At 38.5% G+C, this 21,077-nt stretch carries 17 protein-coding genes; 8 read left to right on the forward strand and 9 right to left on the reverse strand.

Annotated features, from left to right (window positions below; genetic code table 11):
• Nucleotides 1-668: 668 nt before the first annotated feature.
• Complete coding sequence (locus H3R29_RS08135) at nt 669-1,754, forward strand: serine hydrolase (protein ID WP_232352262.1); 1,086 nt, start codon at nt 669-671, stop codon at nt 1,752-1,754.
• 123 nt (nt 1,755-1,877) lie between these two features.
• Here H3R29_RS08135 and H3R29_RS09160 read toward each other — a convergent pair whose 3' ends face one another.
• From H3R29_RS09160 to H3R29_RS08155, 5 genes are all read right to left on the reverse strand, one after another.
• The gene (locus tag H3R29_RS09160) at nt 1,878-2,000 is read right to left on the reverse strand and encodes an SLAP domain-containing protein (protein ID WP_232352263.1); all 123 of its coding nucleotides are present in this window, start codon (nt 1,998-2,000) and stop codon (nt 1,878-1,880) included.
• The gene (locus H3R29_RS08140; protein WP_198202077.1) at nt 1,942-4,314 is read right to left on the reverse strand and encodes a MucBP domain-containing protein; all 2,373 of its coding nucleotides are present in this window, start codon (nt 4,312-4,314) and stop codon (nt 1,942-1,944) included. The genes H3R29_RS09160 and H3R29_RS08140 overlap by 59 nt, the downstream gene beginning before the upstream one ends.
• Before the next feature lie 467 nt (nt 4,315-4,781).
• On the reverse strand, nt 4,782-5,033 hold the full coding sequence (locus tag H3R29_RS08145) for a hypothetical protein (protein WP_046324090.1): 252 nt from the start codon (nt 5,031-5,033) through the stop codon (nt 4,782-4,784).
• A gap of 196 nt (nt 5,034-5,229) precedes the next feature.
• Nucleotides 5,230-8,070 carry a DUF3427 domain-containing protein gene (locus H3R29_RS08150; protein WP_198202076.1) on the reverse strand — a complete coding sequence of 947 codons (2,841 nt, stop codon included), beginning with the start codon at nt 8,068-8,070 and terminating at the stop codon, nt 5,230-5,232.
• Nucleotides 8,071-8,187: 117 nt separating this feature from the next.
• Nucleotides 8,188-9,015 (reverse strand): exodeoxyribonuclease III, encoded by an 828-nt coding sequence (locus H3R29_RS08155; protein WP_198202075.1) that lies wholly within the window; start codon nt 9,013-9,015, stop codon nt 8,188-8,190.
• A 325-nt stretch (nt 9,016-9,340) separates the two neighbouring features.
• On the opposite strand from H3R29_RS08155, the gene H3R29_RS08160 reads away from it, so the two are divergent.
• Nucleotides 9,341-10,351 (forward strand): D-2-hydroxyacid dehydrogenase, encoded by a 1,011-nt coding sequence (locus H3R29_RS08160; RefSeq protein WP_046324087.1) that lies wholly within the window; start codon nt 9,341-9,343, stop codon nt 10,349-10,351.
• Between the two features lie 98 nt (nt 10,352-10,449).
• Here the strand turns inward: H3R29_RS08160 and H3R29_RS08165 are convergent, their stop codons facing one another.
• The 3 genes from H3R29_RS08165 to H3R29_RS08175 form a co-directional block, all read right to left on the reverse strand.
• Nucleotides 10,450-11,217: a pyrroline-5-carboxylate reductase gene (locus H3R29_RS08165; protein WP_198202074.1), complete on the reverse strand. Its 768-nt coding sequence runs from the start codon at nt 11,215-11,217 to the stop codon at nt 10,450-10,452.
• Nucleotides 11,218-11,231: 14 nt separating this feature from the next.
• Nucleotides 11,232-12,095: an aldo/keto reductase gene (locus H3R29_RS08170; protein ID WP_046324085.1), complete on the reverse strand. Its 864-nt coding sequence runs from the start codon at nt 12,093-12,095 to the stop codon at nt 11,232-11,234.
• 63 nt (nt 12,096-12,158) lie between these two features.
• Complete coding sequence (locus H3R29_RS08175) at nt 12,159-12,869, reverse strand: YjjG family noncanonical pyrimidine nucleotidase (protein ID WP_198202073.1); 711 nt, start codon at nt 12,867-12,869, stop codon at nt 12,159-12,161.
• A 637-nt stretch (nt 12,870-13,506) separates the two neighbouring features.
• On the opposite strand from H3R29_RS08175, the gene nrdJ reads away from it, so the two are divergent.
• The 5 genes from nrdJ to H3R29_RS08200 all read left to right on the forward strand — a co-directional run bounded on the left by nrdJ (nt 13,507) and on the right by H3R29_RS08200 (nt 17,687).
• Nucleotides 13,507-15,741 (forward strand): ribonucleoside-triphosphate reductase, adenosylcobalamin-dependent, encoded by a 2,235-nt coding sequence (nrdJ, locus tag H3R29_RS08180; protein ID WP_198202072.1) that lies wholly within the window; start codon nt 13,507-13,509, stop codon nt 15,739-15,741.
• A 23-nt stretch (nt 15,742-15,764) separates the two neighbouring features.
• Nucleotides 15,765-16,151 (forward strand): DUF4430 domain-containing protein, encoded by a 387-nt coding sequence (locus H3R29_RS08185; RefSeq protein ID WP_046324081.1) that lies wholly within the window; start codon nt 15,765-15,767, stop codon nt 16,149-16,151.
• A 79-nt stretch (nt 16,152-16,230) separates the two neighbouring features.
• Nucleotides 16,231-16,623, forward strand: a complete 393-nt coding sequence (locus tag H3R29_RS08190; RefSeq protein WP_046324080.1) for a DUF4430 domain-containing protein — start codon at nt 16,231-16,233, stop codon at nt 16,621-16,623.
• Between the two features lie 6 nt (nt 16,624-16,629).
• Entirely contained in the window at nt 16,630-17,148 is a 519-nt protein-coding gene (locus H3R29_RS08195; RefSeq protein ID WP_046324079.1) for an ECF transporter S component, read from the forward strand.
• Nucleotides 17,145-17,687 carry a cob(I)yrinic acid a,c-diamide adenosyltransferase gene (locus tag H3R29_RS08200; RefSeq protein ID WP_198202071.1) on the forward strand — a complete coding sequence of 181 codons (543 nt, stop codon included), beginning with the start codon at nt 17,145-17,147 and terminating at the stop codon, nt 17,685-17,687. The genes H3R29_RS08195 and H3R29_RS08200 overlap by 4 nt, the downstream gene beginning before the upstream one ends.
• 76 nt (nt 17,688-17,763) lie before the next feature.
• On the opposite strand, the gene H3R29_RS08205 is transcribed toward H3R29_RS08200, so the two are convergent.
• Nucleotides 17,764-18,627, reverse strand: a complete 864-nt coding sequence (locus H3R29_RS08205) for an NAD(P)-dependent oxidoreductase (protein WP_198202191.1) — start codon at nt 18,625-18,627, stop codon at nt 17,764-17,766.
• Between the two features lie 683 nt (nt 18,628-19,310).
• Between H3R29_RS08205 and H3R29_RS08210 the strand changes: the two genes are divergently transcribed.
• Nucleotides 19,311-21,056: a 1-deoxy-D-xylulose-5-phosphate synthase gene (locus H3R29_RS08210; RefSeq protein ID WP_198202070.1), complete on the forward strand. Its 1,746-nt coding sequence runs from the start codon at nt 19,311-19,313 to the stop codon at nt 21,054-21,056.
• The last annotated feature ends 21 nt before the right edge of the window (nt 21,057-21,077 follow it).

Genomic DNA, 21,077 nt, shown 5'->3' on the forward strand with positions numbered 1-21,077 from the left:
GAATGTTTGCTCATTCGTTCCAAGATTCGCATCTCGGATTTATTTGCTTGCGAAATTGACTTCGCTCTTTTGTTTTGGGTTCTTTTAAACCCGCACATTTTTGCGAAAACATTGTTCAGTTTTCAAGGTACTACCTGCTGCTTTAAAGCAGCTTTTTTATTTTGCCAGATTCAGTTGCTTTTGTCAAGCACTTTTTTCTGACTTATTTTTGCCGTCTTACCGGACAGCGTTTATTATCTTACTAAAACAATTGTCTTTTGTCAACTGCTTTTGCTTGATTTTTTTACCCTGTCTTCGTGCTCGCGCCTTGCGGCTCATTGCCCGACGACAGTTATTAATACTAGCAAGTATTTTTCTTTTTTGCAAGTCTTTTTTGCATTTTTTTGAAATAAAAATATTTCTTCATTATATTTGAATTATTTTTGCTCAATTAATTAGCCTAGCTTCGCCGTAATCTAGTTAGAATTGCCCCACAATTTCCTTGAAATATTTGTCTCATCTCTTCTTTATTTGTCACAATTTCGTATCTCAAAAATAGCAAACGTTATCTAAACTTAATCCTTTCGTATAACCTAATTAATTTAAAAGTTTTATAATACAACTATCTTTTTAAGGAGATTAAAACTATTTTGAATCATAAAATCATTACACTAGCCACGTCCTTAGTCATGGCCGTAACACCCCTAGCCGCTGTTTCTACTACACAAGTCGAAGCAGCTCCAAGCAGCTCGCAGACAGAGATGTATAACTTTGTCAGAAATACCTTGCAAAAACATCATGTTCGCGGCATTGTCACCGTTGTTAAAAACGGTGTACCACAGACAATTAGCTATGGTTATGCTTGGTATGGCAAGCGTATCGGTAACGGCAATAGCAAAGTCGTCTATCCGACAGCTTCTTTGCAAAAAGTAATAACTGCGGCCATGGTAGTACAATTAATTAACGAAACCAAGGGCACTAACAATGAATTTACTCAATATACCAAAATATCTCGCTGGTACCCTAACCTCAAAAATGCGGATAATATCACTGTAGGCAATCTGTTAACTCATACATCCGGCATTATGGCGACTAAAACCGAAGTAGACAGGGGCCGAAACTATTCGGAAGAAAAAGCAATTAACTGGGTAGTTAACAACATTAATTCTTCTCCATCTGACACAATAGGTAATTATCATTACAATAATAGTAATTATATTTTACTTACAGGCATTATCAGACAAATCACCGGTAGATCGTATGCGGATAATATCCAGAGCCGAATTATTGACAAGCTGAACTTGCAGAATACATATCTTTACCAAAACATTCCTAAGGGTAAAACAGACCCTATTTCATACTATTCAAATGGTGGTAAAAATTATCAGCAAGCCGCTTATCTTAAAAAGAGTTTAGTCTCACAGATTCCAGGTGCCGGCAATCTATTTACTACAACAGAAGAATATTACAAAATGCAAGTTGGTTTAACAGATGGCTCTATTCTTAGTAAAAACGATTTTTATTATCTAACACACTTAAAAAGCAAAGTAGTTAATTATTCGGGCGGACTTTATTTATATAATAACGATAATATTAAAAACGCCTATGGGAGTTTTAAAGGGGTTCATTTTGGTACCTGGATGCAGTTAACTGCAGATAATCAAAACGGTATTGTAATGTTTTTAAATCAAACTGATGATAATGAAAACAACCAAAAAGATGTAGGTTACGAAATATTGCAGCACATCAAACCTAATACTTTCGTCGCGCGTTAGTTTTAGTTATCAACTCTTTGATTTAGCTTAACTTCTATAATTATTTAATTGCGATAAATTCAGTTTAAAACAAATAAGAGTCAGGAGAATTTCCTAACTCTTATTTTTTACTTGTAATATTTATTAAAAGTTACTCTTTTTGACGTATTGGTTTTTCCCTACGATATAGTATAGCTTCCGGTGGATCTTAACGGCTGCGCCATAAGTTCTTACCTTTTGCCCCCTCTTTAAAGCTTTTCGCTGCAGACGCCTCAACTTTTTTAGCCGTTTTACTGTAAATATAGCTGTTGCGTCTTAGCTTGCGCTTAACGCCAGAAACATTAGTAGCTTTAACATAGCTGTCCTGGCCTAAATCGTAATACTTCTTGCCCTGAATAACTTTAGTGCCATAGGTCCAAATGGTCTTACCCATCAGGTATTTGCCCGTTTTACGGCCGCCATTTTGGTCGTACAGGTAGGAATTATGAAAAACAGTTCTCCTGACTGCAGCTTGTCCTGTGACATTTTTAGTGTAAATATAGGTGACACTTTGCGGATTGGCGGTATAAAAGCCAGTCGCATTAGCTGGTCTTTGGGTCAGCTTATAGCCAGCCAGAGCTACTTCTTGCGTAAGGTAACCTTCACCGACATTACCGGTTAAAATCTGATCAGGTGCAAGCTGCTTGCCGGTTTCATCTTGATAGTGGACCGTAACCGAGCCACCCACAATTGGTTGCCTGCCAGCAGCACCGCCAGGGTTAACCGGGGCATTTTTAGTGTAAACATAGGTGACTTCGGTTTCGGTACCAGAAAACTTGCCAGTTGGTTTTGTTTTCAAAGTATAACCTTTGATATCTTTAACAGCACTGTCGGGATAGGGGTCACCAATAGCACCTGTTAGTTGTTCATCGGTTATACCAGCAATTGGCTTGCCATCCTGGTCAACATAATGAGCTACGACCGTGACTAATTTAGCGTAAACATAGGTGACTTCGGTTTCCGTGCTGGAGAACTTGCCAGTTGGCTTTGTTTTCAAAGTATAACCCGGGATATCTTTAACAGCACTGCCCGGATAAGGGTCACCGATAGCACCTGTTAGTTGTTCATCGGTTACACCAGCAATTGGTTTACCATCCTGGTCAACGTAGTGCGCCAGCACCTTGACCTGGTTAGTGTAAACATAAGTGACTTCCTGAGAGGCATCTGTAAATGTTCCCTTAGCATTTGCAGGAGTGGTTTTTAACACATAGCCAGCAATATCTTGGGGTTCACTGCTGTAGGAGTCACCGAATTTTCCACTTAAAATTTGATCTGGAGCCAGTGTTGCACCAGTTTCATCACGGTAGTGGACTGTAACTGCTCCGCCTAACCTGACATACGTATCTTGGTCTCTGCTCCCGGAATAGTTACTCATTAATTGACTAGAAGTCCAGCTCTTATTTCCCTGGGGTTTATCTATTGTACCATTGCCTACGTTCAACCAAACCCCAGTTGCATCAAGGTCAGTTCCCCGCAAATAGTTCTTAGGACCCAGAACTAAGGTTGACAAATTAGGTAGACTTTTTAACATTTCACTTTTACTAGTTACCTGAGCCATCTGGAAACTACTGATATTTAAAGTTTTTAAGTTTGTGCAATTTAAAAACATCTGGTGCATATCAGTAACTTTAACAGTATCAAAATTACTTAAGTCTAGACTGGTTAAACTGTTAGTGCTAGCAAACATATAATACATAGTAGTAACTTTAGCAGTATTAAAATTACGCAAATCAAGACTGGTTAAACTTCGACAATTGGAAAACATAAAGCTCATATCAGTAACACTAGAGGTATCAAAACTGTGTAAGTCTATGCTTGATAACTTGTAACAACTGCTAAACATCATAGACATATTAGTTACTTTCTTGGTGTTAAAGCTACTCAGATCAAGATGCTCTAAACTATCACACGAACTAAACATACCATACATATTAGTCACTTCAGAAGTATCAACTTGATCTAAGCCTTCAATTTCAGTTAGACCACTAAGCGAATCAAACATCCAATAGACGTTGCCTACAAGCTTCAATGGCCCTGTAATCTTGATTTTTTTAATAGATTTATACACTTGATTATCGTAAAAAAGTTGATAAAGGCGTTGAGGATTAGTCACCGTACCACCTGGTATAGTTAATAAACCAGTAGCAGTATCCAAGGTTACCTTAAGTCCATTCCAAGAAGCTGTCAAAACAGACCGCGGGGTAATTCCTTTAGCTTCTTCGCCCGCAGCTGGCGGTTCATTAGAGTCTTGAGCTTCACTGTTAGGAGATGTTGAGGGCTGCGTTTCATTGCTAGCCGCAGCTGCAGAAGTAGGACTTGCTGGATTGTTATTAGCAGCAGCACTATCAGTTGAAGCTGCAGTCTGATTATTATTGCTAGCCGGTAAGGAGCTGCTTTGAGCTCCTTGCTTTTTAGCGGCAGAATCAACTAAAGTATCAGCTTTAACCGTGTCAGGAGACATAATAATTAAGCCCAAAGTAGCAGCAGCTAAGCTAGTAAATATTAATTTGCCCCGATGGCGGCAGTTGGATTTAGAATTCATTGTCAAACCATAATTAAACCTTTCACAAATTAAAGAAAAAAACATAAAGATAAAGTAATAATACCATTTTAAAAGTAAAAAAACCGTATATTGCTAGAAATATTTTAAAAGTAACAACAGTTACGAGCCAATTTTTATTATTCGAATAGGGTTCTCATACACAGAACAAGAGACTGGTAAGGTCTTTAGTATCAGATTTTAATTCCACCATTTCCAAATAATTTTGTACTTAAATATAACTATTTGGAATTCACATCAGACTATGACTGGCTTATTTGATCCTTGAATAATAAGATAGCAGCTACATTTCACGTTATTAGTGCTTGTGTTAAAAAGATTTACTTATGCGGAAATAAATTAGATATAATAAAAGCCCCGAAATTGTTTCAATTTCGGGGCTTTTAGTCACAAGGTAATTTATCAACTTTTTACTTTATGTTTAAGTTTTTAATATTTAAAAGTTAAAATTATTTTTCACGTTTCTTTTTGATTTTGTCATACAGATACATCGTATCAGAGATAGCGAAATAGACAAGTGTAATAAAAAATGCAACTGTAGCAATTTTAAGAGCCAAACTAAAATTAGTTAATGCTGTCCACATTAAAAAGACTACATATAGAGCCGCAATTGGTAAAACAACTCGATTAATTCGATGTTCTTGACGCATAGCATGAATTGCTTTATTTTGATCTGCATCTTTAAGGTTACGTTCTGCCATTTTGTTACCTCCTTTTTATGGCCTACTTATTTAAATTTTATAGTATTTTAACATAATATTGGTAAAATAGATAATTTTATTAATATTTATTTAATATTTTTTATCTGTGTTATCAAGTAAAAATTCTAGAATGGCGACTCTTGAAGCGTTACAGCTAACACAAAAAGTCTAAGAAAATTAATTCTTAGACTTTTTCTTATTCATTAAATAATAACTCATACATTTTTGTACTCAACGGCTTTTCTAACAATAAATTCATCCCTACCGCTACTTTTTTCTTCGGCCCTAGCAATTCTTCTTTGACCGTGTCTTTTTGAATATCTACCTGTCCTAAATAGTAAAACTGCTTGCCAATCGCATCACTCTTCTTAACAAAAAGTAGCAACTTCATTTGCGGCGTATTAAGCAATCTCTGCACCTCATCTGATTCTAGATGACGTGGCGATCGCGTATACCAGCGTAAACAGCGGCCGTCTTCTAGCGTATTATGGTATAAAGCATTGCGCTTTTTAGCCGAGTCTTTTTGATAAGTGATAAAAATAGGAGTTTCATGTTCGTCCACACGGTAGCCATACATTGGTGCAGAAACATCTAAGGGCCAATTGAGCAATCGACAAGCATCTTTACGATCATATTGCTCGTAAAGAGTAAATTGCTTCTGGTTATCATATTTTTGATTCATTGCCAAACCTGTTTTAATCACATCAACAAACAATTTTTTAAAAGTATTATTTTGCAAAAGAGACTGTGTCAATTGCGGTGCTAATGCATAATCTAATAAATCAGCTTTAACTACAAGCGGCTGGCCGCCATACTGTTCTTTTTTGGTTGTCTTGCCCTGCTTAATGTCAAAAAAGCTTAATGAAAGAATGTCTTCTACTGATGTCAGCACTTTCTCATTAACATAAGCACCATAATCATGCAGTTCTTTCTCAAATTCTTCTTGACTAACCTGCTCTTTTTCTAAAAGTAGCTTTAAAAGCAGCAGTTCATGCGGCCTTTTGCCATTCAATAATTCTTTAGTAACAAAAGATAAAACCGCACTTTCATAGCCATTCAATTTTACAGGCTCACCCATCTTGGCTAGAAACTCGCCATAATGTTCAAGACTATGATTATTCGCGAAGACCATTGGTGAAGTTGAACCGTAACGATAAAAATCAAATAGCAGGGGTGGACGACCTATTTTTTCAGCTAATTCTTGGTAAGACTGCCGCAATTCCTTAATACTGTCTAATTTAATCTTATCCAGTGAAGCCAAAATTTTGGCAGAAGCAATTTGGCTAAAGTTAATCGTTGAAACATCAATAAAGCTCGGGAGCACACTTTCTTCACGCGCCTTATCCTGCGAACGACTGTCATCCTGATTCAAAGCGATCGGAATTAAATAGTTATTTTTATAGTTACCAATAAAGTCAATGACCGTGACATAATCTTTGCCCGGATATTTACGCAAACCGCGACCCAGTTGCTGGATAAAAACAATACTGGACTGCGTATTCCGCAACATAATTATCTGATTTAAAGCCGGAATATCAATTCCTTCATTAAAGAGATCAACTGTAATAATGTAGTCAATTTTACCCTGTTCCAGCTGCCTGACCACTTGCAGTCTTCTTTTTTCACTATCTTCATTAGTTAATGCTACTGCCGGATGTTTACGCTCTGAAAAAGCCTGAGCTAATTCGCGTGCTTCTTCTTGGCGGCTGCAAAAGACCAGTCCTTTAGCTTGAGAGCCACAGTAGCCGTAGTAATCCAGCTGCTTTAAGACATAGTCAACCCGCTCCGGTGCCAGTAATCTGCGTAAGTTGGCGGTCTCATCAATGCTTGCACCATCAACTTCATAGTCCGCAACTCCCACATAATGAAAAGGAGCCAGCATTTTTTCTTCTAACGCTTCCCGCAAGCGGATTTCATAAGCTAAATTATAATCAAAGAGGCGGTAGACATCCTGATCGTCCATTCTTTCTGGCGTGGCAGTCATCCCCAGCCAAAACTGCGGCTTAAACTTGGCAAAAATTCTCTGGTAACTTGGTGCGGCTGCTCTATGAGCCTCATCAATCAGAATATAGTCAAAGGCTGTTGCACTTAGGCTGGCAAGGATATCCGGCTGACTTAAAGTCTGCACGGTGGCAAAAACATATTTGCGCTCAAGCTGGTGCTTATGTCCGGTTAACAAGCCATAATCGGCTAACTTCCCGCCAATTACTTGGTAAAAACTTTTTAAAGCTTTTTTGGCAATTTGTTCACGATGGACTACATAAAGAAACTTACGCGGTTTAAAATCTTTAACCGCAAAAGCCCCTAAATACGTCTTACCTGTTCCAGTTGCTGAAACTACCAGGCCGCGTTTTTGCCCACCATCAACTAGTTCCTTTAGTTCATGCAATGCTTCTACTTGCATCTTATTTGGTACAATTTTAGCTGCTTCATTAACATAAACCTGGGAATGCGGTTGTGGCTTTACCCAATTTTGTTCATATTCTCTTATCCAGCTTGCGGATAATGGCGTGCTCGTCTTTTTTAATTCATGCAGCTGTTGAGCAATTTGTGTTGTCAGTGTCGCATTATTCTTCGAACTAATTTTCAAAGCCCACTCATAGTTACTTAAAAGTGCCGCACGGGTAAAATTGGCACTGCCAATAACCAAAGTTTGCCAATCATCATGGTCAAAGAGATAACCTTTAGCATGAAAACCGGCTTGCGGCGTAATTTTTACCGTTAAGTTGCTAATCTTCATTAATTCACGGAAAACTTTGGGATTGTTAAATCCTAAATAGTCACCTGTAATTAACGTACCCGTAACGTTTCTTTTAGCCAAATCGGCCATGACTACTTTAAAGGGGACAAGCATATCCTGCGTCACAAAAGCCACTGCCCAGGAAAAAGTATTGCAACTGAGCAGCTCTTGCCGCAAAGTCAGCCAAATGTTTTCCTGTTTATTATTTTGCAGGAGCTTTGGTCCTAATACTTCATGTCCCGGATAACTGGAATCATATAAACCGTTAAGAATGGCATCTTGCAGAGGCTCATTCATTCACATCACCTCAAAATTATTTTACACAAAAGAAAAAGGAACCCAACCTGATGTGACCCTTAATTTGTCCTAATTTTAGGGATCACATCAACCCTTTGGCTCTCTTTTGTTAGCTATTTATAAGTCTATTTCTAATAAAATTGGGCAATGATCAGCGCGCGCTCCTGTGTCCATCATTTCAGAACGCTTGACCTTGTCAGCAACTCTATTGCTTGTCAGCCAGTAATCAATTCTCCAGCCTGAGTTGTTTGCTTTGGCAGTTCTTACCCTTTGAGCCCACCAAGAATAGACCCCTTCAACGTTGCCGTGAAGTTTTCTAAAAGTATCCGTAAAACCGGCTTTAAGCATTTTGGTAAAATCTGCCCGTTCTTCATCAGTAAAGCCGGCAGAATGATGGTTAGTATCAGGGTGCTTCAGGTCGATTTCATGGTGCGCACAATTATAATCACCACTAGCCAAGACCGGTTTTTCTTGATCTAGTTGTTGCAAATATGCGATGTATTTTTCATCCCACACTTGCCGGTCATCTAGGCGCTTAAGGCCATTACCAGAATTGGGGGTATATACTTGTGTGACAAAATACTCAGGAAACTCTAAAGTAATGATTCTGCCTTCGTGATCCATTGGCTCCGGTGCTCCAATAATAGGATAAGTTACTTTAGGCTTAAGTTCTTTTTTATATAAAAACATAGTCCCGGCGTAACCTTTACGAGCTGGTTCTTCTGATGAACGCCAGACTATATCATATTCAGGGAACTCTTTAGTTAATATTTTCAAATGTTTTTTAGTAGGACCTGTGGAGCGTAATTTGGTTTCTTGAATGGCAACAATATCTGCATTTTGGGCATGTATTTTTTCTAAAACCTTACGTGTCTCCACTGCACGCGAGGAAGTTCCGGTTAAAGCAGCATTTAGTGAGTCGATATTCCACGAAATTAAGATCATATTCTTCTCCTTATTATTCATTTCTTTCATTATATAGTTTTTTCACGGGGACTCAAAATTTCAGTAATTTTACCAGTATTATTTTGACATAAAATTTTATCTGATTAGCTCAAAAATGCTGTTATTTTTTTCACGACCTCGGCAAAAAAATTCGTAATTTTTTTAATATTGCTTAATCCCTTGATACACAATATTGTAAGCGATTACTACTGCAGCGCGGTTTTTGCAAAAATTTATTTTTCACAATTTTATATTTTTAAATCATTTTAAGCAAGTGTATAATAGCACAAGAGATAACAATAATAATCTTTGGAGGTTAGATTTTATGACTAAAATTTATGCTTATGCCATTCGTAAAGACGAGGAACCGTATGTTCATGAATGGAAGGAAGCTCACAAGGATGTTGAGGTTGATTACACTGACCAACTTCTTACCCCTGAAACAGCTGAATTAGCTAAAGGTGCTGATGGTGTCGTAACTTACCAGCAACTCGATTATAAAGCTGATACAATTGAAGCTTTAGATAAATTAGGTATTCATAACTGGTCAATCCGTAACGTTGGTATTGACAATATCGACCTAAAGAAAGCTAAAGAATTAGGCTTCAAGATCACTAATGTTCCTGTTTATTCACCAGATGCCATTGCTGAACATGCTGCCATTCAGGCTGCCAGAGTTTTACGACAAGATAAGGCAATGGACGAAAAAATCGCTAAGCATGATCTTCGCTGGGCACCTACAATTGGTCGCGAAGTACGTGACCAAACAGTTGGTGTTGTTGGTACTGGTCATATTGGTCAAGTATTCATGAGAATTATGGAAGGCTTTGGCGCTAAAGTTATTGCCTACGATATTTTCAAGAACCCAGAATTGGAAAAGAAGGGCTACTACGTTGACGACTTAGATGAGCTTTACGCTAAGGCTGACGTTATTTCACTTCACGTTCCTGATACTCCAGAAAATGTTCACATGATTAACGATGATTCAATCAAGAAGATGAAGGACGGCGTTGTGATCGTCAACGTTTCTCGTGGACCATTAGTTGATACAGATGCAGTTGTGCGCGGTCTTGATTCAGGCAAGATTTTTGGCTTTGTAATGGATACCTACGAAAACGAAGTTGGTATTTTCAACAGTGACTTTAGTGGCAAAGAATTTCCTGACAAGCGTCTGGCTGACTTAATCGCACGGCCAAATGTTTTGGTTACACCACACACAGCCTTCTACACTACTCACGCTGTACGCAACATGGTCGTTAAGGCCTTTGACAACAACTTGAAGTTAATTAAGGGTGAAAAAGCTGATACTCCAGTTGATTTAAATAAAGAGTTTTAATTTCTACACTTATTTCCCTTCTTAAATACACTTTTAACATTTCAAATAATACAAAAAGACACCAGATAAAATTATCTGATGTCTTTTTTAGGCTTAATTTAATTGGCAGAAGCATTAACAGCTTGAATTAATGCGTTTCTAAAGCCCATTTCTTCCAGTTTGGTGACGCCTCTGATGGTTGAACCACCTGGGGTAGTGACTTCATCTTTTAACTCTTCAGGCAGCTTTTTACTAGCTAATGCCAATTTACTGGTACCTAAAAGCATTTGGTTAATTATCTGGTACGATTCTGCCCGTTTAACGCCGTTTTGCACAGCAGCATCACTAAGAGCCGCAACCATCAAGTCAACGTAAGCAGGTGTGCACCCGGCTATCGTACCGTAGATACCCAGTAAGTTTTCGGGTACGACATATACTGTTCCCATTTGAGTAAAAATCTTTTTCACAGCAGCGATTATTTCCGCCCTTTCATCTGGCAGAAAACTAATAACAGTAATGCCAGCTCCAACTTGAACCGGTGTATTAGGTACAACTTTGGCAAAGGTAGTGCCTTGCGGAAGATTTTCATTAATCTGAGTCAGGTCACCGCCACCAGTTGACAAAATTATGCCATGATATTTTGGGCCTAAATTTTTGATGATGGTTGCAGTAATTGAGCCGCCCACTGCAACTACCACCGCTTGACAATCCTTAAAATCATCATAATTATTGATCAAGGTTAAGTGCAGCTTAGCTGCAAGTTTTTGCGCTGTGTGATGCTGTCCGCCGTCAAAAACATAGATATCTTCACTGGGATTTTTAGCATTTAACAAGCCCTTAATAATTGCGGCGCCAATCTTACCAGCCCCAATAAAGCCAATTTTCATCACTTATTCACCTTTTAAAAATCCGTTTGATCTGGATCGTTTGCTAACTTACCTGCTCCATGCAAACCATCAAGTTTAGCCATATCTTCTTCAGATATAGTAAAGTCAAAGACTTGTAAGTTGGATTCAAGACGCTCGCGGTGGACCGATTTTGGTAATGGAACAAAGCCATGTTGCAACGACCAGCGTAACAGGACTTGTGCTGGACTTTTATCATAGTGTTGGGCTACAGAAACTACTGTTTCGTTGGCAAATAAATCTCCTCTGCCTAGTGGTGAGTAAGCTTCACTGAGAATACCCAGCTCTTTGTTATAAGCTGTTACGTCTTCCTCCATATCACTAGGATTCAAGTAAATTTGATTTACAGCCGGACGAATTTTGGCAGTTTTCAGTAGTTCAGCCAAATGCTTGCGTCTAAAATTAGAGACCCCAATTGCACGAATTTTCCCTGCCTGCACTGCCTCTTCCATTGCCTGCCAGCTCTCCGCATTTAATTCAGCCCAGTGATCACGCACAGGAGCAGGATTAGGCCAATGGATTAGATACAAATCAAGATAATCCAAGTCTAACTTAGTCAAGCTTTCGTCAATGGCAGCTTTAGTTTTTTGATAGCCGTGATGATCGTTCCACAACTTAGTGGTTACAAACAAATCATGTCTGTTCACTCCACTTACTTTGATCCCCCGACCAATACTTTCTTCGTTACCATATGCGGCAGCAGTATCAATTAGCCGGTAGCCTAGATCCAGTGCATTCTCAACGGTTTTTTGAGCAACTTCACCGTCAGGAGTTTGCCAGGTTCCCAGTCCGATAACCGGTATTTTGACGCCATTATTTAGTTCATAAGTATCATTTAAAGAATGAATTTTGCTAGTCATAATTTTTCACCTCTCCCATCATTATACCGGATTGAACTATACTTCTACAGTAAAAGATAGCAATTATTGCGGTTGTTTTTGGAAGTCGCTTTTAAGTAAAGCTACAAATTCAGGATAGGTAGTTACTTCGTATAACGGATGTAAGTTCATCGTGTTTTTCCGTTTCCGGTGGTTATACCAAATACTGTCAAAGCCATATTTTTCTGCACCTAGTATGTCTGACTGCAAACCGTCACCAAAGAAAACTGTTTGTTCCGGGCCGATTTTAGTATGAGCAAAAAAGTAGTCAAAGATACGGGCATCAGGTTTAGCAAATCCTGCTTCTTCTGATGTCACAATCAACGAAAAATAATTAGCGATTCCGGCTAATTGTAGCCGATGTCTTTGCATATATGCTTCGCCATTGCTTAAAATAGTCAATGCATAATTTTGTTTTTTGGCATAGCGTAAAGTATCAACTACACCCGGAAGCAGTTTGTGAGCTTCGCCAAAATAAGAGCGGTATTCGTTCATTACTGCTAAGCCGTCAATTTCAATCCCGAATTTAGCCTGAATAAAATTGGCAAAAGCTATTTTACTCAGCTGCTCATAGTCGATCTTGCCCTGCTCAAGCTCACGCCACAGACCTTGATTATATGCATGATAGTCCCGCTGCAGCTCATCAGTTAACGGCCATTGGTGCGCTTTAAAAAGACTCTGCAGAGCAAAACTTTCTGTAGCAGCAAAGTCAATTAAAGTATCATCAACATCAAAAATTATTTGTTTATAACGCAAGCATGTTCTTCCTCTCCAACTATTCCTCAGAATATAACACGTATTCACTAAAAATTAGTGTGGAGATTCATTATAACAATATTTCACAGATAAAGAACAAAATTAACTATTTTTAAATTTTGGGTTACATTGCTACTGTAATTTCACAAAATCAGCTATAATATCCTTTAATTTTAGCAAAAGGGGTGATTGGGCATGTTTACACTATTATTGGTTTTGTTTCTCATTTGGCTTTTTATCAAAATGGGTCTTGGCTTTTTTAAAATTCTATTTTTCCTTCTGACCTGTGCTCTGACCTTCTTTTTCTTTGTTCAATTACTGATTCCGGTAGCTGTTTTTCTGGGAGTCATTTTTCTCATATTTACCCTAGTTAGACGCTAGTTTATCTCCAAAATTAAACATATATTCAAGCATAATAAGTATCATTTTTAACTTATTATGCTTTTTTATATTTGCGAATGCTATATGATTTTTTATTAACCTCGATAACTTACTCGCACATCACGTTGTGACTTTTACTTGTGTTTGAGACTAAATTTTTCTCTATCAAATACAAGATATTGTGGTATAGTTCTATTGGACACCATAGATAATGTATCTGTGGAACAATAATTAATTTTAAGGAGTGACTTTGAATATGAAAAATACGAGCATAACGTTGGATCAGGGCTACATTGATCAAGTGAAACAAAATGTCACCCCCCATTGGGGAGAACTTGGCTGGGTTACTTATAAACGAACCTATGCCAGATGGCTTCCGGAAAAAAATCGTTCCGAAAATTGGGACGAAACGGTTAAACGTGTAATTGAGGGCAACATTAACCTTGATCCTCGTCTCAAAGGCACTCCTTCAAAAGAAGTAGTCGCTGAACTAACAAACGAAGCCAAGGATTTATTTAAACTAGTGTACGGTTTAGGAGCAACGCCTTCTGGACGTAATCTGTGGGTTTCCGGCACCGACTACCAAAAGCGCAATGGTGACTCGTTAAATAATTGCTGGTTTATTGCTATTCGGCCACAAAAATACGGTGATAGCCATATAGTTCCCGACTATTTAGGTCAAACGCAAGAAGCAGTTTCAATGCCTTTTTCATTTCTTTTTGACGAATCAATGAAAGGTGGCGGCGTTGGCTTTTCTGTTGTCCAAGACAATATTAAAAAGATTCCTACAGTTGATAATAAAATTGATTTAACGGTTGTAATTGATAAAAAGAGTGCTTCATACGCTGATTCAGTTAAAATTGGTGCAACGGATAAAGATGAGTGGGCCAAGCAAAGCAAGGACAAATCAGATTACGTTTATTACAATTTGCCTGATACTCGCGAAGGTTGGGTTTTAGCTAATGCCCGTTTAATCGACATGCACTTCAATCAAACTAATCCCGAGAATAAGACCAAGCTGGTACTTGACATCAGCAGAATTCGTCCTTACGGAGCTAAAATTCACGGCTTTGGCGGTACCGCTTCTGGTCCTATGCCATTAGTGGAAATGTTTTTCGATATTAACAACATTATTAACAACCGGGCTGACGGCAACTTAACTTCTGTTGATTGTACGGATATCTGCAACCTGATTGGTAAAACAGTCGTTGCTGGTAATGTAAGAAGGTCAGCGGAACTAGCTTTAGGTACAAGCACCGACCAAGACTTTATCACTATGAAACAAGATAAAGACAAACTTTACCACCACCGTTGGGCCTCAAACAACAGTGTAGCCATTGATTCTAACTTTGATGAATATGAACCAATCGCAAACGGTATTAGAGAAAATGGTGAACCGGGAATAGTTAACCTGGATTTATCTCGTAATTATGGCCGGATCATTGACGGTTATCAAAAAGATATTGACGGTGATGTTGAAGGTACTAACCCTTGTGGAGAAATTTCCTTGGGTAATGGTGAACCATGCAACCTGTTTGAAGTATTCCCGTATATTGCCGAACAAGAAAACTGGGATTTAAAAGATGTTTTCAGATTGGCAACTCGCTTTGCTAAACGAGTAACCTTTAGTAGCTACGACTGGGAGATATCCCGCAATATCATTTCCAAGAACCGGAGAATTGGTGTTTCAATGTCAGGCATTCAGGACTGGCTCTTAAATGATCTGGGTCACCGCGTTGTTACCGGCTTTGAAGACAGCGTTGATGAAGAAACCGGTGAAAAAATCAAGAAGCCAATTTACGATCCTCAGGGAATTAAAATGGTCACTTCCGCTTACCAAGCCGTCGTTGATGCTGATAAGGAATACAGCAAGACCTTAAACTGCAACGAGTCGATTAAACATACTACTGTTAAGCCTTCAGGTACTGTCGCCAAATTAGCCGGAGCTTCTGAAGGGATGCACTTCCACTATGCCGGTTACCTCATTCAACGGATTCGCTTCCAAGCTTCAGATCCACTGCTTAAAGCGCTCGATGCCTGTGGTTACTACTCAGAACCAGATATCTACTCACCAAACACAACTTGTGTCGAATTCCCATTGCGTGCAGCTCACGCCGACAGCAAGAACTTTGCCTCAGCTGGTACGGTTTCAATTGAAGAACAGTTTGCAACACAAGCCTTTTTGCAAACTTACTGGTCAGATAACGCAGTCAGTTGTACGGTTACCTTCCAAAGCGATGAAGGGGACAAGATTACACCACTGTTTAAACAATACCGGCATGTGATTAAGTCAACTTCTTTATTGCCATATTATGGTGGCTCACTGAAACAAGCGCCAAAAGAACCTATTGACAAAGAAAAATATGAAGAAAGAAAAGCTGAGATCACCGGTGATGTTGCTCAAGTATTTGCCGAGCAAAACGATGATCAAAAAGATTTGGAGTTAGTCGATCAAACCGACTGTGAATCTGGTGCATGTCCTGTTAAATAAATTAAGTAGGCGAAATTTTAGTCATGAAAAAAAGTAAATTACCAGTAATTGCCAGCGTCGCCGCTATTTTTGCCTTTAGCCTATCTGGTTGTCAGAACAACCAGACAAAGCCAAAACCTAAGACAAATAATAATATTGCCGTTAGCTATGTTTTAGCTGCTAAAAATGATACTGAAAAAAAGACAGTTAAAGTGCCGCAAAAATCTACTGTAATGACCGGCTTGAAAAAGGCGTGGAAAGTTGACAGTAATAAAGGCTTTATCACGGCAATTGACGGTAAAAAGCAAAATGCTAAAAAGAAAATTTACTGGACTTACACTATCAATGGCAAATACGCTACCAAGGGTGCTAACCAGCAAAAAGTCGCAAATAAAGACAAAGTTAAGTTTACTTTAGCCAAAATGAAGTAAAACTATTGGCCGTGCAAGTGACTAAGTACGAACTATTTTAGTGCTTGCACAAAAATATTAATAGATTGGGAGTTTATATATGAAAAGAAGCAAATTATCAGTTTTGACCGGAATAGCCACCATTTTTACCTTTACCTTTGCAGGCTATGAAACAACTCAAAATGTCCAACAGGTTGATGCCAGCAGTAAGATCAAAGTTACTTACACTCTAAAAGTACATAATAAGACCTACAAGAAGAAGACTATTAAATTGCCAAAGCATTCAACTGTAATGCGTGGTTTAAAAAAATGCTGGAAAATAAAGAGTGACCATGGACTTATTACTTCAATAGCTGGTAAGAGCCAAAATCCAAGTAAAAAAATCTATTGGACTTACAAAATAAATGGTAAGTTCGCTCAAAAAGGTGCCGCAATCCAAAAGTTGGCAAATAAAGATAAGGTTAAGTTTACTTTAGCAAAAGTTAATTTCTAATTTGTTATGGCACGTAATTCAACTAAGAAATTAGCATTACTAGCGATTTTAACAGCCATGTGCGTAGCGCTGAGAATTTTTAAAATAATTCCTGTGCCTAATGTCCAGCCGGTAACCGATATTTTAATGATTGTAACGTTGAATATCGGCTTCGGCTTTGGCTTTGCCTTAGCTCTTTTAACCATGGTGGTCTCCAACATTTACTTAGGCTTTGGCATTTGGACTGTGGCGCAAGTTTTAGCCTTTGGCGGCTGCGTCTTAACCGTTGCTTTGCTGGATAAATTCACGCCATTGAAAAAGCATTTTACTTTGCAACTAATTCTCGCCGTTTTTCTCGGTTGGGAATATGGCTGTTTTGTCGACTTTGGTATGTCTATTTTCGGCGGCTTTAACGCATTCTTGGCCTACTGGGCTGGTAGTTTAGTCTTTGATACCTACCACGCCATTGGTAATTTGGTATTCTACCCGATTCTCTACAAGCCACTGAATATTGCGCTTGATCATTACAAACGGAGGCTTTTATGACGATTAAAATTTATACTAAGGTAGGCGATCAAGGCTTTACCAAACAGGTTACCGGTAAAATGGTTCCTAAATATGACCTGCAAATTGTTGCTGTCGGTGATATTGATGAACTTGATTCATACCTCGGTGTCGTAATTGCCAATTTGTCTGCTAAATGCCAAGAATTGCATGATCCTATCCAAAACTTACAGCGGGACTTATATGAACTAGAAAGCGATATTGTTGTCAAAAGGCACGAAGAGATTACACCTGAAACAGTGACCAAGCTAGAAAAGAAAATCGACGAACTTAATAAGAAAATACCCCAAACAACCCATTTCATTTTGCCTGGCGGTTCAGTTACGGCAACTCATTTACATTATGCTCGGACAGTTGCCAGACGGGCTGAACGTTCCATGGTTAAATTAAACGCCGAAGAGCAAAAGTTAGCTCCTGCTTGTTTAAAGTATATCAACCGTTTATCAGATTACCTTTTCATTCTAGCACGCTATGCCAACGTACTGGATGGCGTTCCTGAAGTCAAAAGTAAAATCAAATAAGTTTATTAGCATTTAAAAAAGTGAAGTAGTTCCAACTAAGAATTACTCCACTTTTTCTTTATCTTAAATTAGTATTTTACTGCCACCAGAGTTTAATTAAACCTTGTGTGCCCAAATAACCTAAGTGCTTTTCATCAACAAGTATCTCATATAACTTCTTAGCTTCTGCAGTAGCCGGCAAGTCAATTTTCATTTCTTTTGCTGTCTCTAAAGCAATGCGCAAGTCTTTCAAAAAATGCTTACTGAAAAAGCCTGGGGTATAGTCACCTTTTAAAACTCTCGGACCGTAGTTACTTAAACTCCAGTTAGCAGCACTACCAGCACCAACAGTTTTAAGGACGGCTTCAAGATCAAGGCCGGCCTTTTTGGCATAAACCAGCATTTCTGTCATGCCAGTCATGGTGCCTGCAATCATGATCTGGTTAGCCATTTTAGTATTCTGTCCCGCACCAGCTGGTCCAAAATAGTGAACTTGCTTGCCGAAATCCTTAAAAATAGGTTCCAAGTTTTGGTATGCGGACTCATCACCACCAACCATGATGGTCAGTGTACCGTTTTTTGCTCCGAGGTCACCTCCTGAAACGGGAGCATCAAGGACTTTAGCACCCTGCTTTTCACCCGCAGTGAAAATCTTTTGCGCTAAAGCCGGCTTGGAAGTGGTCATGTCTACCAGATTTTTGCCCTTAACTTCAGCTTGTAAAATACCGTTATCGCCGAAATAAACTTGCTCAACATCAGTTGGAAAACCAACAATCGTGAAAATGGTATCAGTTTGTTCAACTACAGCTTTAGGATTTTCACACCAAGTAGCACCTTTTGCAACCAGATTATCGGTCTTACTCTTTGTCCTGTTATAGACCCACAGTTTGTGACCAGCTTTTAATAAGTTAAGGCAAATTGCGTTACCCATTACGCCAGTGCCAATAAAACCTATTTTCATCATTAACATCTCCCTTATTAAAACGTTTTCTGGACAATTTAATCATACCACTAACTTATCTTTAATAAGCAGGTATTTAGATTTTGATTAATAAATAGTTCTGCCTGTCCACCATATTCCGGCATCCCTAAAAAAAGTAAAGTTTTTAATGGCCCATTTACAATTAGCTAAATATTCTAATTTATGCTCAAAATGATATTTGATCATATTTTCCAACAATACTAATACATTTTGATAAAAAATAGTTTAAGCCTTATTTTAATGCTTTAGCAGCTTTAACAAAATGCCGCGCTTCTTTATAAGCCTGTTGTTCAATGCAGATCATTAAGAGATTGTAAATTACTCTTAATAATTCTTCTTGCTGGCGCAGCCTTGAAGCGCCCTTTAATTTTTCAACTATTTTTTACCTATTAGCAAATTGCTTTTCAAGTCATAAATCAGGATTAAATCAATTGCAAACATATCTGTAATTATAGTTTAAACGGTGCCATATCATTTTTAACTAAAAAATTAGGTTACTATTTGACTTAACCTTAACTTTAAGTACTACAATTTTGATAATTATAAAATTTATCCTGCTGAACATAGCAATTTATATAAATGTCAGCTCGTTACCACAATAAAGTATTTTATAATTATAATTAATAAATATGAAATAAATTAGTGCAGGGAGGCACTTTTATATGAACAAACATGAAGATTTCTTATTAAACCAAATTGCCGGACCCCAAGATCTTAAAAAATTAAGCATCCCTGAAATGGAAAAATTAGCCCAGGAAATCAGAACATTAATCTTAGAAAAAGATGCGGCTGAAGGCGGGCATCTTGGTCCCGACTTAGGAATTGTGGAGGCCACAATTGCCTACCATTATGTCTTTAATGCACCCGAAGACAAAATTATTTGGGACGTTTCGCACCAAACATATCCCCATAAAATGTTAACTGGACGGGCACAGGCCTGGCTTGATCCCGACCACTATGAAGATGTCACTCCATATACTAATCCGGACGAAAGTCCTTATGATTACTATTCAATCGGCCATACTTCAACCTCTATTGCGCTAGCAACAGGTATGGCTAAGGCCCGCGATTTAATGGGCAAGCATGAAAACATCATGGCTTTAATTGGTGATGGTTCGATGACTGGCGGACTGGCCTTTGAAGGCTTAAACAATGCTGCAATTGAAAAACATAACTTGGTAGTTGTAGTTAATGATAATCAATGGTCAATTGATGAAAATGTTGGCGGCTTAGTGACTGCTCTGAAGAAATTACGTGATTCAAACGGCCAGACTGCCGAAAATCCGTTTACAGCTATGGGCTTTGATTACCGCTATGTCGCAGACGGTAATAACCTGACTGATATGATTGCCGCTTTTAAGGCAGTTAAAGATATTGATCATCCCATTTTATTACACATTAATACGTTGAAGGGCAAGGGCTATGAGCCTGCAGTTTCTGATGAAGAAGCTCATCACTGGGTATCACCGTTTAATTTACAAAATGATCAACCACTTGCTCCAGAAAGTCAGGAGCCTACCCCTAATTCAGTGGCGCTTGACGTGATTAAAGATGAGATTAAAGCAGGAAAAAGCGTCATGGCGATTGATGCAGCCATTCCGGGTGTCTTTGACCTGGAAGAGTTTAAAAAAGAATTTCCCGATCATTACACGGACGTGGGCATTGCTGAACAAGAGTCTGTTGCTTTTGCCACGGGGTTTGCCAAAGAAGGTGGGATTCCAGTTCTAATGGAAAATTCTACTTTCTTACAGCGTGCTTTTGACCAACTTTCTCACGATACGGCTGCCAACGACCTGCCCGTTGTAATGTTAGTAGCTGGTGGCAGAATCTCTAATCAATCTAAGACGCACTTGGGAATCTTTGACCAAGTAATGATTTCTAACTTGCCTAACTGGATTTATCTGGCTCCTACTACACTAGAAGAAGAAAAAGCAATGATCAAGTGGGCTATTAGCCAAAGAAAACACCCCGTTGCTATTAAAATGCCGGCTAATGTGCCAGATTCAGACGAACAAACAATAGCGACTGATTATTCAGAAATTAAGTATCGGGTTAAACCAGGTAAAGATGTGGCTGTCTTAGCTCTGGGAGATTTTTATCAACTAGGAAAAGATGTAGCAAATAAGTTAGGAGCAACCCTAGTCAATCCACTTTCTGCTAATATTTTAGATAAACGAGCCCTAGACCAGTTAGCTGCTAATCATCAAGTAATTGTTACGCTTGAGGATAATTCGTTAGATGGCGGCTTCGGGCAAAAAGTGGCTTCTTATCTGGGCAAAGAAAAAGTTAAGGTGCTCAATTACGGTCAAAACCGCGTTTATACCGATCAAACTCCAGTTAAAGAAATTTACCAGCAAAATCATTTAACTACTGCTCAAATTGTGGCGGATGTACAGCAGCTTTTATAATTGCAAACTATGGCTGCAAGG

Origin of the sequence: Lactobacillus sp. M0393 (assembly GCF_016102025.1) — a bacterium.
Taxonomy (GTDB): domain Bacteria; phylum Bacillota; class Bacilli; order Lactobacillales; family Lactobacillaceae; genus Lactobacillus; species Lactobacillus melliventris.